At 61.2% G+C, this 13334-nt stretch carries 15 protein-coding genes and 1 tRNA gene; 5 read left to right on the top strand and 11 right to left on the bottom strand.

The window, feature by feature from the left end; genetic code table 11:
* Positions 1 to 4 precede the first annotated feature (4 nt).
* On the top strand, positions 5 to 1162 hold the full coding sequence (locus BLU18_RS01535) for a hypothetical protein (RefSeq protein WP_092630407.1): 1158 nt from the start codon (positions 5 to 7) through the stop codon (positions 1160 to 1162).
* Between the two features lie 130 nt (positions 1163 to 1292).
* Here the strand turns inward: BLU18_RS01535 and BLU18_RS15160 are convergent, their stop codons facing one another.
* The 5 genes from BLU18_RS15160 to BLU18_RS01515 form a co-directional block, all read right to left on the bottom strand.
* A complete protein-coding gene (locus BLU18_RS15160) occupies positions 1293 to 1424 on the bottom strand; it encodes a hypothetical protein (protein ID WP_281241028.1) in 132 nt (43 codons plus the stop codon).
* Positions 1425 to 1450: 26 nt separating this feature from the next.
* Positions 1451 to 1654 carry a hypothetical protein gene (locus BLU18_RS01530; RefSeq protein WP_092630404.1) on the bottom strand — a complete coding sequence of 68 codons (204 nt, stop codon included), beginning with the start codon at positions 1652 to 1654 and terminating at the stop codon, positions 1451 to 1453.
* A 101-nt stretch (positions 1655 to 1755) separates the two neighbouring features.
* Positions 1756 to 2142 (bottom strand): Ig-like domain-containing protein, encoded by a 387-nt coding sequence (locus BLU18_RS01525; protein ID WP_092630401.1) that lies wholly within the window; start codon positions 2140 to 2142, stop codon positions 1756 to 1758.
* A gap of 716 nt (positions 2143 to 2858) precedes the next feature.
* Positions 2859 to 3548 carry a DUF7504 family protein gene (locus BLU18_RS01520; protein WP_092630398.1) on the bottom strand — a complete coding sequence of 230 codons (690 nt, stop codon included), beginning with the start codon at positions 3546 to 3548 and terminating at the stop codon, positions 2859 to 2861.
* Entirely contained in the window at positions 3545 to 4459 is a 915-nt protein-coding gene (locus BLU18_RS01515) for a GAF domain-containing protein (protein ID WP_092630395.1), read from the bottom strand. The genes BLU18_RS01520 and BLU18_RS01515 overlap by 4 nt, the downstream gene beginning before the upstream one ends.
* A gap of 630 nt (positions 4460 to 5089) precedes the next feature.
* Between BLU18_RS01515 and BLU18_RS01510 the strand changes: the two genes are divergently transcribed.
* A complete protein-coding gene (locus BLU18_RS01510; protein WP_092630391.1) occupies positions 5090 to 5320 on the top strand; it encodes a hypothetical protein in 231 nt (76 codons plus the stop codon).
* Between the two features lie 8 nt (positions 5321 to 5328).
* Complete coding sequence (locus BLU18_RS01505) at positions 5329 to 5745, top strand: PIN domain-containing protein (protein ID WP_092630388.1); 417 nt, start codon at positions 5329 to 5331, stop codon at positions 5743 to 5745.
* A gap of 216 nt (positions 5746 to 5961) precedes the next feature.
* Here the strand turns inward: BLU18_RS01505 and BLU18_RS01500 are convergent, their stop codons facing one another.
* The 3 genes from BLU18_RS01500 to BLU18_RS01490 all read right to left on the bottom strand — a co-directional run bounded on the left by BLU18_RS01500 (position 5962) and on the right by BLU18_RS01490 (position 8374).
* A complete protein-coding gene (locus BLU18_RS01500) occupies positions 5962 to 7386 on the bottom strand; it encodes a PAS domain S-box protein (RefSeq protein WP_092630385.1) in 1425 nt (474 codons plus the stop codon).
* A gap of 187 nt (positions 7387 to 7573) precedes the next feature.
* On the bottom strand, positions 7574 to 7906 hold the full coding sequence (locus BLU18_RS01495; RefSeq protein ID WP_092630382.1) for a cupin domain-containing protein: 333 nt from the start codon (positions 7904 to 7906) through the stop codon (positions 7574 to 7576).
* Between the two features lie 393 nt (positions 7907 to 8299).
* Positions 8300 to 8374 (bottom strand) — tRNA-Arg (locus tag BLU18_RS01490).
* Between the two features lie 113 nt (positions 8375 to 8487).
* Here BLU18_RS01490 and BLU18_RS01485 point away from each other — a divergent pair.
* Both BLU18_RS01485 and BLU18_RS01480 read left to right on the top strand, forming a co-directional pair.
* On the top strand, positions 8488 to 9411 hold the full coding sequence (locus BLU18_RS01485; RefSeq protein ID WP_092633565.1) for an ABC transporter ATP-binding protein: 924 nt from the start codon (positions 8488 to 8490) through the stop codon (positions 9409 to 9411).
* Entirely contained in the window at positions 9408 to 10160 is a 753-nt protein-coding gene (locus BLU18_RS01480; protein WP_092630379.1) for an ABC transporter permease, read from the top strand. The genes BLU18_RS01485 and BLU18_RS01480 overlap by 4 nt, the downstream gene beginning before the upstream one ends.
* Before the next feature lie 3 nt (positions 10161 to 10163).
* On the opposite strand, the gene BLU18_RS01475 is transcribed toward BLU18_RS01480, so the two are convergent.
* The 3 genes from BLU18_RS01475 to BLU18_RS01465 all read right to left on the bottom strand — a co-directional run bounded on the left by BLU18_RS01475 (position 10164) and on the right by BLU18_RS01465 (position 13310).
* On the bottom strand, positions 10164 to 11681 hold the full coding sequence (locus BLU18_RS01475) for a PH domain-containing protein (protein WP_092630376.1): 1518 nt from the start codon (positions 11679 to 11681) through the stop codon (positions 10164 to 10166).
* The gene (locus BLU18_RS01470; RefSeq protein ID WP_092630372.1) at positions 11678 to 12139 is read right to left on the bottom strand and encodes a PH domain-containing protein; all 462 of its coding nucleotides are present in this window, start codon (positions 12137 to 12139) and stop codon (positions 11678 to 11680) included. The genes BLU18_RS01475 and BLU18_RS01470 overlap by 4 nt, the downstream gene beginning before the upstream one ends.
* Before the next feature lie 70 nt (positions 12140 to 12209).
* Positions 12210 to 13310, bottom strand: a complete 1101-nt coding sequence (locus BLU18_RS01465) for an aminotransferase class V-fold PLP-dependent enzyme (protein ID WP_092630368.1) — start codon at positions 13308 to 13310, stop codon at positions 12210 to 12212.
* Between the last annotated feature and the right edge of the window lie 24 nt (positions 13311 to 13334).

Genomic DNA, 13334 nt, shown 5'->3' with positions numbered 1-13334 from the left:
ACCAATGGCTGACACATTCGACAGGTCGCTCGCCGAGCATCGGCGTGTGTTCGAGAAGATATGGTGGCAAAACCCTGAGCGACAGAATGGGACGTCCTCGTCGTGGTGGTTCTTTCTCCTGTTTCCGGAGGGTGAGGAGGGCTACGGTCCGAGACAGCTGATGTTCTCGATAGCTGCCTGTGTGGGCGACCAGTGCCGTGTGAACGACCTCCCGCCTCAGCGGATGGATGCCGACCGTCCTATCGTCAACGGTGTGGACAGATTCAACGCGACGACGGTTGGTTGGACCGGCGACGACGAAGCGGTCCACGACCACGTCGTCAGACAACCAGCCGAAGCGGTGCTCTGCCGCGAGGACCAACGTCTCGAGGCCTGGGCAGACCGCGAGGACGGCACCAGACGCGGAAGCGAGATGGCCGCGCTCTCGGACCGCCCCCTTGGATTGCAGGCCCACGTCATCGGCGACGACGCCGAGGCGGAGTTCGAGGCGTGGGGTACCCTCGACTCGAAGATGACCTCACCACACCACTCACTGGATATCGACACACCGCTGGGTGGCGCCGAAGTCGTTGCGTGGCGCCAGATGGAGTTCGAAGGAGAGTTCGACCTGCCGGACGGCCCCGAGACGCTGTCTGGGTCGTGTTACTTCCAGCGCGTGTGTTTCGACATGCCGCTGCTCCCTTGGAAGTGGATCTGGGCGCTCTTCCCGGACGGCACCTCTTTCTCGGCACTGATTCCGTTTATCGGGCCACAACTATTCCGCCGAGGCTACAAGTTCTTCTCCTCGAACAGACTCGAACGACTGACGATACCGCTTCGACAGTCCGGATTCTGGAGCTGGGGCTCGAGAGAGGGGCATGTCGAGTTTGATAGAATATCTATCGAGCCACTGTTGGGGACTGGCGATTCGCCTGACTTCGACGTTCGCGTCGAGAACGAGGACGGCGATTACGTCCGGTTCGTTGCCCGGACCTACGGCCGGGCGCGAAACTGGCTCGACCGGTCGAGACTCGGTGGCCGCTTTACGTCTCACTGGAGTTACAACGAGTTCATGTTCCGGACGACCGGACTCGCTGGACATGTCGGCGGCACGCGGATAGACGGCGAGTCGATGGGTACCGGGTTCGGAACGTTGGAATACAGTACGGGACTTGGTCTGTGAGTCACCGATGGGCCCTCCAGTCCGACGGGAGGTCTTGACTCTCCGTAGGTCACGGCGTAGACCCTCTGAGCGTGTGAGTGCTCGTTCACCGGTTGTTTAGCGCGGTGACTCTCGATCGAGCACTCTTGGTTCATTCGTCGCGATAATCGGTATAATCGAAACAGCACTCGATTTCGTCCGCGGCTGCTTCCTTCTCGGCGCTCGAGAGCTCCTGCGCACCGGCGAGATGGACGAGTGGGGCGTCCAGCGCCGCCGCAGACATCTTCTCTGCCCCCATCCCGAGGATGTCTACTTCCTCGCCACCGCCGTCAGCATCTGCTCGTCGTCTCTCTCGAGGATGCCGTCTAGGGGTCCCGGCATCACCCTAGAGTCGGCGACAGCTTCGGGAGAGCCACTGATCAAAGCCGAGCCAAACCGACTCTGGTCGCGGGAGAACTGCTCGACGATGCGCTCGTCGTAATCGCCGCTCCCGACCGCGAGAAGACTCAACACCGGCAGGATAACGAGAGTTGGCTCTTGTGCGAATACGCGCAGGCTATCGCGGGTGATATCGAATCGGCGCCAGTGTTTCGAGAGCAGTCCGAATCGCTACGTTAGGGCGGCATCGCAACGACGAACCCGATCTCGTCGGCGGAGATGCCGACAGACAGCGTATTCTCCGGATTGGTTTGCTCCCATCGGTACGAGTTCTCCAATCCGGTATTCGTCCGAATCGTCACATCGAGCGGCTCGTTTGCAGCAAGGCCTGTGTATCCGTGATCGCCATTCGCTGAAATCGATGCAGTGTCGTCGACGATCACTTCACCATCGTCAGCGGTACGGATGACCGTCGTGACCTGTAGTTCGCTGTCTGTCTGATTATTCACGAGTAGATTCGGGGCATCCTTTTGTGTCGTATGGGCAACGACACCGCCGATTGCGCCGAGTGCAACACACCCTGTGAGTAGGGAAATCGCCTTTCGTCGTGTAATGGAGGGCATACATGTCACAGTTCAAAAGTTGGTTGCATAAAATCTCGGAAGGGTGAAATCGGGGTTGAAGTGTGTTTGTGTTGCTCCCATGGGGCGTAACGATGTAGATTGACTCAATACTACGATTCTATATATGTAAATTTAATTATAATCTGGATATTGTGGTGCATGCTAACAGCAGTGGACCGCAATCCGGACCATCACAATCCGGAATCGTGCGATTGCGAACGAGAGTTCAACCATAGGCATTGCAGAAGTTGAACCTCACCGTGGGCCCACTTACGTTGCCACTGCCGGATTCAAATCAGTTCACGTTGCCGCCGCTCACGGATTCGTTCGCGGCAGCAAGATAGGTGCTGCAGGCGCTTGTTCGAACAATGAATGAATCGTCCTTTCGGGCGTGAGGCGGTCGAATTTATGGCGTACCGAGGACCCCTCCAGTTTGATCCTCTGTTCGGTGGCTTCTGCGCTGCCGTTGGCGAATGTATCCCGCCTCCAAAACCAGATAGCAGCCCACCAACAATCGCTCACCTAAGAGCGTTCTTGGATTGACTCCCCACTCAACAGCTGAGTTCTCACCTCATCTCTGGGGTGGGCACACGTCCAGCTAAGATTATTGGAACGCCCATCGCTCACGGCTGGAGCCTGTATAGAACCGCGGCCTCCCAGGTGGCACTCCCTGGGAGTTAGAAGGCACAGGAATGTTCAACGCCAACCAATCGTCACTAGAGGCTGAAGGGCTGCCAGTCAGGAGACTGATTACGAAAGCCCTTGATTTGGAGTTCTCCGTCAGCAGTCTTCGATGTGTCTGCATCAGCGTCGCGGACCTGAACGAGCCCGTCAGCGACCTGCTTTAGAGTGTTCACTATTTGTGTATCGTGCATCGATGGATCAATAGTAAATACCCCGAGCCCACCAGCACTCTCAATCCGGGCTGAAATCGTCTGCGCGAACCTGAACACGTCTCGTAAGTCGGCATACATCACGAGTGATGACAAACTTACCAGTCCGATCCGCACTCGGCCGTCAGGGTGATTCTGATATAACGACTCGTACAATGACGAGAATTTCATCCCCATTCCGGTCAGATCACTCTGTGTCGAAACGTACATGACCTCTGCCTCGGAGTCGGCATCCCCGATATCTTGGCCTGTGCAGTCAACAACGCCGACATGAGACGGCTCTAATCCTGGCTGTGATTGTTGACAAGCCGATAGCAATCTCTCTACGGTCATGTTCGTGGAGAGGAACAACATCCCCTCCTCATGTGTTGCGGCATCAGCGACCATCGAGAGGGCGAGGTCCTCGGCCGGACTGAACTTGGGGCCGGCAACCATCACCGTCGATCCCGGCTCAATCGGATTAATCGGGAGCCGATCTGAGAACTGGTAACTGACGTCCTGACTTCCGCTCATTGGGCACCTCCATCATCAGTCATCGCTGGAGTCCGAGCGTATGCGTCGATCAGATTCATCGCGGTGGTTGCCAAATCTTTGAGGTAGGCTTCATCGTCTGCTGAAAACGATCGTACCTCGTTATCATAGACACACAGAGTCCCGATCGGCAAGCCGGAAGCGGTCACCAAACTCGCACCCATGTACGAGCGTATCCCCATATCGATGAGTGACCCACTACGGGACGCAAACCGGGGATCCTCAGCGACGTCCGCAACAGTCATGACGTCCGCATCTTCAACAATCGTAAACGTGCAGATCGAATCTTCCCGATGCATCGACTCCCACTCTTCGGCGGCCCCATGACACGCAAGAAATTCTTGACTCCGATCGTCAATGATATTGACTGACGCAATCTCAACCTCGAAATGAGCGGCGGCCAAGTCCGTGATTCGATCAAGCGACCCAACCAACTTAGGATCATCAAGTGCGTATGAGCGGAGAGCGGTGAGACGTTCGGCTTCCGTCTGGGGCTTGGGATAGTCGGTGTGGGGTGTGGTAGTGAGGCTCGTGCGTACAAGATCGGTCAAGCGATTGTCTCCAAACACAGAGTGTTTGCCAACATATTCGGTAATTGCCCCGTGGAGGTCATCGGTATTGAGTTGGGAGACATCCGCATCGGTATAGAGAATACACGCCGCATCCGGGCAGACGTCTTGGGCCTTCTTGATAAGCTCAAACCCAGTGCCGTCCGGAAGATCATACTCTGTGATAAGGACAGAGAGATCAACAGTTAGTGCCTCCGTAGCCTCCGCAAGGGAAACTGCCGTACTAATGTCCGGATCAAGGTCTGCGAGAGAATCGCTCAGAGTAGCGGCCGTCTCTGTCTGGGTTGATTCATCTGGATCAACGTAGAGAAGTGAATAGGACATGGCAGTAGTTCTGTAGGAAGTCGTGAAATAGGTGACGACCATTTATGCTGCTGGATGGCCTCCCGAGGGCACTACGTCGGGACTCACGGGCATGTCACACTGACCTGCAGGAGAAGAAACGGGTCCTCACGCCCGTGGCTGTTCACGAGCATCCCAAGTGCTGTGAGGACGCTAACTGGTTCGTCAACGGTGACTTGCGAGTTCGTACTCGGTACCCCGTCGTGTAACATTCGCACCCTGTATTCAGCAGCGGCTTCAATGGTGTGTCTACTGGTAGTTTCTCGATATGGAACGCCTGCAGGCCGGTGATCGTAACTGAGAGGTTCTCAGTGGGCCAATGATTAGGGATAGTGTGGTGCGTGCTAACAATAGCGAACCATGGGATTGAACCGCCACAATCCAGCATCGTTCGCTCTGCGAACGAAAGGAAACCCATTGCGTCGAAAGAGGGTGAAACTGAGTATTACCCCGATGCTGTCATGCGATTACGACCCGGAAAATCGGCCATGGGCGCTGCAGGCGCTCGTTCGGTCGGTGAACGAAGTCCCTTGATGGGCCTGAAACGGTCGAATTCGAGGAGAATAGAACACACCGAAAGACACAGTATTCTGTGTCTTCATAGATTTCATTATGCCTACCATCACGGTCAACGTAGACGACGACCTCAAAGAGCGAATGGAGAAGCATCCGGAGATCAACTGGAGCGAGGTCACGCGGCAGGCGATCGAAGAGAAAATCGACGCGCTCGAAGTGATGGATGAACTCACGAGCGAGAGTGACCTCACCGAGAGCGACGTACAGGAGATCGCCGACAAGATAAACGAGAGCGGACGCGAGCGCGTCGACGAGGAATCGGCGTAAGACGACGAATGAAGCTGGTCGTCGACGCCAACGTCGTCATCTCTGCACTCATCGCCGACTCGGAAACGCGAGAGCTCATCGTCACGCTTGAACCCGATCTCCTGACTCCCACGTTCGTCTACGACGAGATCGAGAACTACGAGGAGTTGATCGTGGAGAAGTCCGGGATGGATCCGGATCGAGTAGCGCAGTTCGTCGATCTCCTGTTCCAGTACATCGAGGTCGCCCCTGCCGACGAGTTCCATCCGGCTATCGAGGAGGCGGACACAGCGATCGGCGACACTGATCCCGACGATGTACTCTACTTGGCCTGTGCGATTGCGAGCGATGCGGCCATCTGGAGTGACGATTCCGACTTCGACGAACAGAACGTAGTCGAGAAATACTCGACGAGCGACGTGATCCACGCGTTCGACACGCACTGACAGGATAGGCGCCGAGCTTCTCTCCAGTAGGCAGTTCGGACGGACGCGACCGCCGGTAGAACCCGCTCTCTCGTTCAGTCTGTGATTGCGTAGACTTCACTGCCAATAGCCCGTTAGAGTGATTCCTACTACATGACGGGTGTGTTGCAGGAATTAAAACCGGAGCTCTCGACGCATAGGTGGCGGAGCTTGGCCGACCACTCACAGTAGGCCTCCCTATTCCGCCATCTCGAACTCGAACCGTGCCCCACCATCTGTTCCCTCGGTCACAGACAACTCCCAGCCATGCGCTTCCACGATTCGTTTTACGATAGTCAACCCGAACCCAGTACCACCACTGGCCGACGAATGCCCCGGTTCGAGAACGTCTTCCCGTTCGTCTACTGGGATACCCGGCCCATCGTCTTCGACGAAAATTCCTCGTTCGCCGTTACATCCGACGCGAACAGTCACGTCAGATCCACCGTGTTCGACAGCGTTCCGGAACAGGTTCTCGAACACGTGCCGTAACCGGTCGGGGTCGCCTTGGAACGTCATCTCGTCGACAATTTCGAGGGTCGTATCGGCCGTGTCTACCGTCGCCCAGCACTTTCCCACGAGATCGGTCAACCCGATTGACTCCGCCTCGTCGATCGTCTCGCCTTGGCGAGCGAGCGTCAACGTGTCCTCGACGATAGCTTCCATTCGATCGAGTGCTTGCAGGAGTGGGTCGAGATGTTCGCTTTCTGTTCGCTCGGCAAGGAGCGTCGCACGACCCTGGGCGACGTTGAGTGGATTACGTAAGTCGTGTGAAATAACGCTTGCAAACTCGTCGAGTCGCTCGTTTTGCTGACGTAACTGTCGCTCCCGTTCGACGCGATCGGTAACATTCCGAGTGACCCCAATGAGGCGAGTTATCCCATCATCGGTGACGACCGGCGCAAGCTTCGTTTGCCAGAACCGTGCCCCTTCTTCGACCCGTAGCTCCTCCTGGTACGAAATGGGCTCACCAACGTTGACACAGCGGTGGTAGTTTGATTCGAGGTCAGCCCCCTGCTCGTCACCGAATACGTTTCGTGGCGTCCGACCTTGTACTTCCTCGGTCGTCAGACCAGTTTGTCGCTCATAGGACGGACTGAGCCGTTCGAATTCGAACCTCATATCACCATCATCCGACTGTTTAACATCGATAAGAAAGATGGCATCCTCGACATTGTTCAGGAGGGCTTCGTACTCTTCGACGAGTTCCCGAACTTCGATTTCGTACTCTTTTCGCTCAGTAATGTCTCGACTGCTAAGGAGAATCCCGTCAATGAGGCCGTCATCGAGCCGATTCCTCATCGTGGCTTCGATCCAGCGCCACGATCCGTCTGCATGCTGGAATCTGACTTCGACAGTCTGCGGTTCAGACGGGATCGACAGAACGGCCTCGACCGCCTCGGCGTTTCGCTCTCGGTCGTCGGGATGGACGAATTCGTATCCCTCGTGACCAATCAACTCGTCGGGTTCGTAGCCAAGGATGCGTGTGACGGCCGGACTGACGTAGGTTATGGTCCCGTCGGTATCGACGACCGTTGCAAGGTCGTTCACTTCTTCAACGAGCGTCCGGTACCAGTCAGCCCCGTGTCTACTCTTCTCTTCGGGAGTCGCACCGTCTTCCATTGATTCTAATATGAGCAGTACATACAAAAAGAGTCGAGTATCTTGAGGGTCGTCGAACACTTCGCGAGCAGCTGGGCTTGGAGTCTGTACTAACTCAATCGACGCTGTGGCGCAGTTAGCAAAAACGCTCTGGCGCTGGGTTTTGAGAAACTGTCCAAACAGCCGCTCGAACGATTCTCAATAACATTCAGAGGCCGTGGCCGAGGACGGTGTCTTCGGCACTCGCAAAGACGACGAGAGCTGTGATTTTGTCCTCGATATCAAAAAACTCGTGTTCGGATCCTTGTTCTACATAGATTACGTCACCCTCGTCGACAGCATACCGTTCGTCTTCGACGTGGACCATCCCCGACCCGGAGATAATGAAATAAAGTTCGTCGGTTTTGTGAGCCGTTTTTGCCTCAGGATTGGGGTACCGTGCGAGTTCGACGCTCAGCGCGTCCTTGCTCAATACTTCCAAGTAGTTCGTCGTTCCCTGTTCAAGCTGATCGACCAAGTCGGCCGTCGAAATGTGGGTCATCGGGAGAACCTATCATCTCCATATCCGATGAATACTTTGATTTCTTGTACAACTGAAAGGTATCGATCGGATCTTGGGAGACACCTCTCTCGAGCAGATAGTCTACTGAGAACCGACTCGTAGGTTCTCGACATGGAACGCCCGTATCCACGAGCTACCAGTTGGATCGGCCCGTGATCTCGTTGTGGGTCAGTTACTGGTGAGTGGGGGATGTTCAACGAGCCAATGATTAGGGACGATGTGGCACATGCTAACGATAGCGAACCACGGGATGAACCGCCACGATCCGGGATCGTTCGGTAGCTGAACGAAAGGAAGACCATTTCGCCGAGAGCGGGTAAAGTCGACGAGTACCCCGATGCTGTCGTGCGATTACGAACGAGAATTCGGCCATGGGCGCTGCAGGATTTGAACCCGCGACAATCTGGTCCGAAGCCAGACACTCTGTCCAGGCTGAGCTAAGCGCCCTCAATTAATCGTCGGGCGACGCCGAGACATAAATGGACCGATTCGCTCGGACGAAGCAGAACCCTTACTTCGCCACCGACGCCAGCGTCGGTATGGCGGAAGCGCGCTCCGAGATAGCACCGGCACTCGTCGCCCAGAACGTGCGCAAGCGGTACGGCGACACCGTCGCGCTCGACGGCGTCTCGCTCTCGATTCCTGAGGGCGAAGTGTTCGGCCTCGTCGGTCCGAACGGCGCGGGCAAGACGACGCTCGTCCGTTCGCTGACGGGGACCACCCGCTGTGACGGTGAGATACGCGTCCTCGGTGCGGCGCCATCGAAGGTCGAGGCCGACCGCGTCGGCCTCCTCCCGCAGTCGTTCCACCCGGCGGACCGACTCTCGGCGCGCGAGTTGATCGAGTACTACGCCGGCCTCTACGACGACCCGCGCAGCGTCGACGGCGTCCTCGACGACGTTGGCCTCGCCGCGGACGCCGACACGTGGTACGAGAACCTCTCGGGGGGACAGCAACGTCGCGCCTGCGTGGGGACGGCGCTCGTCAACGACCCCGAGGTGCTCTTTCTCGACGAACCGACGACGGGCATCGACCCCGCGGGTCGGCGGTCGCTCTGGTCGCTCGTCGAGGACCTCGCGGCGGGCGGGACGACGGTCATCCTCACCAGTCATTCGATGGACGAAGTCGAACGCCTCGCCGACCGGGTCGGGTTACTCCGCGACGGCGAACTCGTCGCCGTCGGGTCGCCCGAGACGCTCATCGAGACCCACGCCGGCGACAGCCACCTCCGCATCGAGGGCCGGGCGGTCGACGCCGAGGCCGTCGCCGCCGCGCTGGACGCGACGGTCGAGGAACGCGACGGCGACGTCGTCGTCCGAAACGTGGCGCTCGCGGACGTGGGCCGCGTCGTCGCCGAGGTGGAGGCCGCGGGCGTCGACGTGGAGTCGTTCACGTGGAGCGAGCCGAATTTGGAGGACGTCTACCTGCGCTTGACCGGTGACGCGCTAGACGAGACGGTAGCCGAACTGGGGGGAGAGAGATGAGCCGAGGGCGTCGGATTCGGTCGGCCTTCGTCGCCGCGCTCCGGGCGTTCGTCCGCCGGAAGACGGCGGTCTTTTTCACCTTCTTCTTCCCCGTGCTGTTGATTCTGATATTCGGCGCGCTGGTCCAGACACAGCCGACAGGTGGCGGCCTGTTCGCCCGCGAACCTGCGTACTACCTGCCGGGGTATCTCGGCGTCGTCGTCGTGTTCACGCCGCTCTCGCGAGTCGGCAGCACCATCGCCCGCCACCGCGACGGCAACCGCTTCGAGAAGCTGGCGACGACGCCGCTGCGACGCTGGGAGTGGCTCTTCGCACACACGCTCGTCAACGTCGGTATCATCGGCCTCGCCGGCCTGCTCCTGTTCGGCCTCGTCCTCGTCGTGACGGGCGCGTCGGTCGTCATCGGACCGGCGCTGCTCGCACTCGCCCCGCTGGTCGCCCTCGGCGTCGCGCTGTTCTGCGGGCTCGGGGCCATCATCGGGCGCGTCGCCGACTCACAAGACGGCGTCATCGCCGCCAGCAACGCCGTCGCGCTCCCGGTCTGGATGCTTTCGGAGACGTTCGTCCCGCCGTCGATGCTACCGGCGTGGTTCCGCCCCGTCACCGCGCTCTCGCCGCTCACGTACTTCTCGCGCGGCGTGCGGGCGGCGGCGGCGGGCGCCGAACCACTGCTTCCGCTCGCGATTCTCGCCGTCGTCGCACTCGTCGTCTTCGTCGCCGGCGCGTTCGCTGTCCCGACGACGGAGTGACGGTCAGTCGTCGGTCGACGGTGCCGCTCCGTCTCCATCGTCGTCGCCCCACCCACGACGCGCCGCGAGCGCCGTTCTGAACCGGGTTTCGAGTTCGTCCCGCAGCGTCTCGGCCGTCGCAACGTCCACGTCGACGGCGGCGGCGCCTCGACTGACGAACGACGCCGACCCCGCGGTGTCGGCGGTCACGGTCGCCACCCCCCACCGTCGCTGGAAGACCGTCCGCGAGTCGATGACGGTCTGGATGCGGTAGTACGGCACGACCGTGATGCGCCGCCGGAAGAAGCCGTTCCGCGTGACGACGTGGTGGTCGCCGAGCCAGACGCCGCGGTGGCGCCACGAGAGGTGGGCGGCGACGGGCGCGAGCGGTGCCAGCACGAGCGGCGTGACCGTCGGCCACGGGAACGGCCACCCGAAGACGAGGCTGGCGCCGTGGAGCACCCCCGTCACGAGGCCGAGCACGATGAGATAGCGGAGCGTGTACCGACGACGCACTCGCTTGGGCGGGCGCTCGAACGACGGCGAGCCGAACGGTTCGATTCGGTTCGCGAGAGCGAACACGCGGTCACGGTTCGCGAGGGGGATGGCGGCCTCCGACCCGCTCTCGCCCGCACCGGGCGCGTAGCCCGCCGTGCCGATGCGGAGCGAGGCGTAGCCGAAGTACCGCTTCAGCGGGTCGTCGGTGATCGTCAGCGTCTGCACCTTGTCCAGCGGGATGGAGCCGTCGTACCGGCGCAGCAGTCCGCGTTCGTACTGGAGTTCGTCGCCGACGCGGGAGAGCCGGAAGTCGTAGTAGTTGAGAACGGCGACGGTCGCACCCGCGAGCCAGGAGACGAGGGCGACGACGACGGCAGCCACGAGACCGGCGACGACGACCGGCAGCTCCGAACCGGACGGCAGCACCGACGACAGCACGGGAACACCCCCAGTGAGGAAGACGAACAGCAAGCCTGGAATCCGCAGGTCGAACGACAGCGCACCAACGAGCGCGAGTTCGCGGCGCGCGAGGGCGAACAGCTCCGTCCCCTCGTTCGTCGCCGTCGCGGTTTCGGCGTCGGCGCTCTCTTCGTCGGCTTCGCCGGCTTTCAGTCGCCGCACTTCTCGCTGGAGGCGCTTGGCTTCCTCGAAGGAGACACAGCGGAGGGTCGCCTCCGTCTCGCTTCCGCCCGCCGTCTCGAAGTCGACGACGGCGATGCTGAGCAGTCGCTGGACGATATTCCGGCTGATGTCGACGTTCTGGACGCGCTTGATGGGGATTTCGCGGCTCCGCCGAGCGATGACGCCCGACTGGATGTCGAGCGTGTCGCCGGTGAGCGCGTAGGCGAATCGGCGGTGGTAGGCCACCTCGTAGCCGACGAGGAGACAGCCCGCGAGGCCGGCGAGGACGAGCGCGACGAGTTCCCCGCGCGGACCGAGTATCGCCGACGCGCTGGAGAACAGAAAGAAGGCGGTGACGAGGAGTCCGCCCCCGCGCTCGACGACGCGGTAGGGAATCGAGCGCGGCGAGAGCGCCCGCCTCATACGGCGTCCTCGCCCTCCGCGCGGATGGCGAGGCGCTTCAACCGCTCGCGCAGGTCGTCGGCGCCGCCCGGTGTCAGCCCGGGAATCGTCACGTCGGCGCCCCGCGAGCCGGCGGTGTAGACGACGGTGCTGGCGAGGCCGACGAGACGCTCCAGCGGCCCGCGCGAGGAGTCGACGTGCTGGATGCGGACGAAGGGAACCACCGTTCGGACGCGCGTGAACACGCCGCGTTCGAGATAGAGCGCGTCGTCACGCACCTCGTAGCGCCAGAGCCGATACCGCGCCAGCGCGACGCTCACGCCGACGACGAGGGCGAGCAGCGAGACGACGACCGGTGTCCACCACGGGATGGCGTCGACCAGCAGCGTCGCGACTGCGGCGACGACGCCGACCACGACAGCGGTGACGACGGCCCGTCCCACCCAGAGGACGCGAACGCGGGGGTCGAGGCGATTCACGCGACACCTCCAGCGCGGTGGTCGAACATGCACACGGCTTCCGGTCGGCGCGGCAAATATGTGCCGGGCCCTACAGCGCGTCGAGGAGTGCGTCCACGTCGCCCGCGGTGTTGAAGACGTGGACCGACGCCCGGACCGCATCGGGATACGGCAGCGAGCGGATGTGTATCCCCTCGTCGGCGAGGCGGTCGACCAGTCCCTCGGGGTCGTCCGCGGTGAACGTCACCAACCCCGATTCGTACTCGCGCGGGCTGAGAAGCCGGTCGCCGAGGCCGTCTTTCAGCCGGTCGGTCAACCGCTCGATGCGACCCGTGATGGTGTCGTAGCCGACCGCTTCGATGGTCTCGATGGCTTCGGTCAGCCCGCGGTAGGGCGCAGGCGACGTGGTGCCGACTTCGAAGCGTGGCGCGCCGGCGGTGAGTTCCAACTCCGTCGCGCCGGGGTCGACGACGCTCCGATAGCCCACGACCCCGGGCGTCAGGTCGTCGGCCACCTCGCGGTCGACGTAGAGGAAGCCGGCGCCCCACGGCCCGAGGAGCCACTTGTGGCCCGCGGCGGCGACGAAGTCGGCGCCCCACTCCTCCACGTCGATGGGTACCTGTCCCGGCGACTGGACGCCGTCGACGAGGACGAGCGTCCCGTGTTCGTGGGCGATGTCGACGATGTCGGCGATGGGCAGGCGCGTCCCGTAGTTCCAGGTGATGGAGTTCAGACAGAGGAGGCGGGCGTCCGCGACGGCCGCGGCGAGTTCGTCGAGGTCGACTCGGCCCGCCTCGGTTTCGAGGACGCGGACTTCGACCCCCTGTTCCCGGAGGTTCCACCACGGGACCACGCCCGCGGAGTGTTCGAGGTCGGTCCGCACGACCACGTCGCCGGGGTCCCAGTCGATGGCGGCCGCGACGCGCGCGATGCCGTCCGCGGTGCTCTCGGTGAGGGCGATTTCCTCTGGGTCGGCACCTAGGAACTCGGCGACGACGCCCCGCGTCTCGTCGAACGCCTCGAAGGCGGCGGGGTAGGCACCCTCGGCGACCGGAGCGACGAACTCGTGGTGTTCGAGGAAGTCGGTCGTCGCTTCGACGACGGGGCGGGGCGCCGGGCCGGACGCGCCGGTGTTGAAGTAGACGTCGCGCTCACAGACCGGAATCGACGCCCGGAGGTCTTCGGGTCGCATACCCCACCGTCGGGCGGGCGGCCA

Source organism: Haloplanus vescus, assembly GCF_900107665.1.
Taxonomy (GTDB): domain Archaea; phylum Halobacteriota; class Halobacteria; order Halobacteriales; family Haloferacaceae; genus Haloplanus; species Haloplanus vescus.
This window is presented reverse-complemented; position numbering and strand designations above follow the sequence as displayed.

Excerpts from the sequence above, each read along its gene's own strand:
- BLU18_RS01510 (WP_092630391.1), top strand. The coding sequence starts at position 5,090 with ATGCCTACCATCACGGTCAACGTAGACGACGACCTCAAAGAGCGAATG.
- BLU18_RS15160 (WP_281241028.1), bottom strand. The coding sequence starts at position 1,424 with ATGTCTGCGGCGGCGCTGGACGCCCCACTCGTCCATCTCGCCGGTGCG.
- BLU18_RS01505 (WP_092630388.1), top strand. The coding sequence starts at position 5,329 with ATGAAGCTGGTCGTCGACGCCAACGTCGTCATCTCTGCACTCATCGCC.
- BLU18_RS01480 (WP_092630379.1), top strand. The coding sequence starts at position 9,408 with ATGAGCCGAGGGCGTCGGATTCGGTCGGCCTTCGTCGCCGCGCTCCGG.
- BLU18_RS01535 (WP_092630407.1), top strand. The coding sequence starts at position 5 with ATGGCTGACACATTCGACAGGTCGCTCGCCGAGCATCGGCGTGTGTTC.
- BLU18_RS01465 (WP_092630368.1), bottom strand. The coding sequence starts at position 13,310 with ATGCGACCCGAAGACCTCCGGGCGTCGATTCCGGTCTGTGAGCGCGAC.
- BLU18_RS01495 (WP_092630382.1), bottom strand. The coding sequence starts at position 7,906 with ATGACCCACATTTCGACGGCCGACTTGGTCGATCAGCTTGAACAGGGA.
- BLU18_RS01515 (WP_092630395.1), bottom strand. The coding sequence starts at position 4,459 with ATGTCCTATTCACTTCTCTACGTTGATCCAGATGAATCAACCCAGACA.
- BLU18_RS01520 (WP_092630398.1), bottom strand. The coding sequence starts at position 3,548 with ATGAGCGGAAGTCAGGACGTCAGTTACCAGTTCTCAGATCGGCTCCCG.
- BLU18_RS01475 (WP_092630376.1), bottom strand. The coding sequence starts at position 11,681 with ATGAGGCGGGCGCTCTCGCCGCGCTCGATTCCCTACCGCGTCGTCGAG.
- BLU18_RS01525 (WP_092630401.1), bottom strand. The coding sequence starts at position 2,142 with ATGCCCTCCATTACACGACGAAAGGCGATTTCCCTACTCACAGGGTGT.
- BLU18_RS01500 (WP_092630385.1), bottom strand. The coding sequence starts at position 7,386 with ATGGAAGACGGTGCGACTCCCGAAGAGAAGAGTAGACACGGGGCTGAC.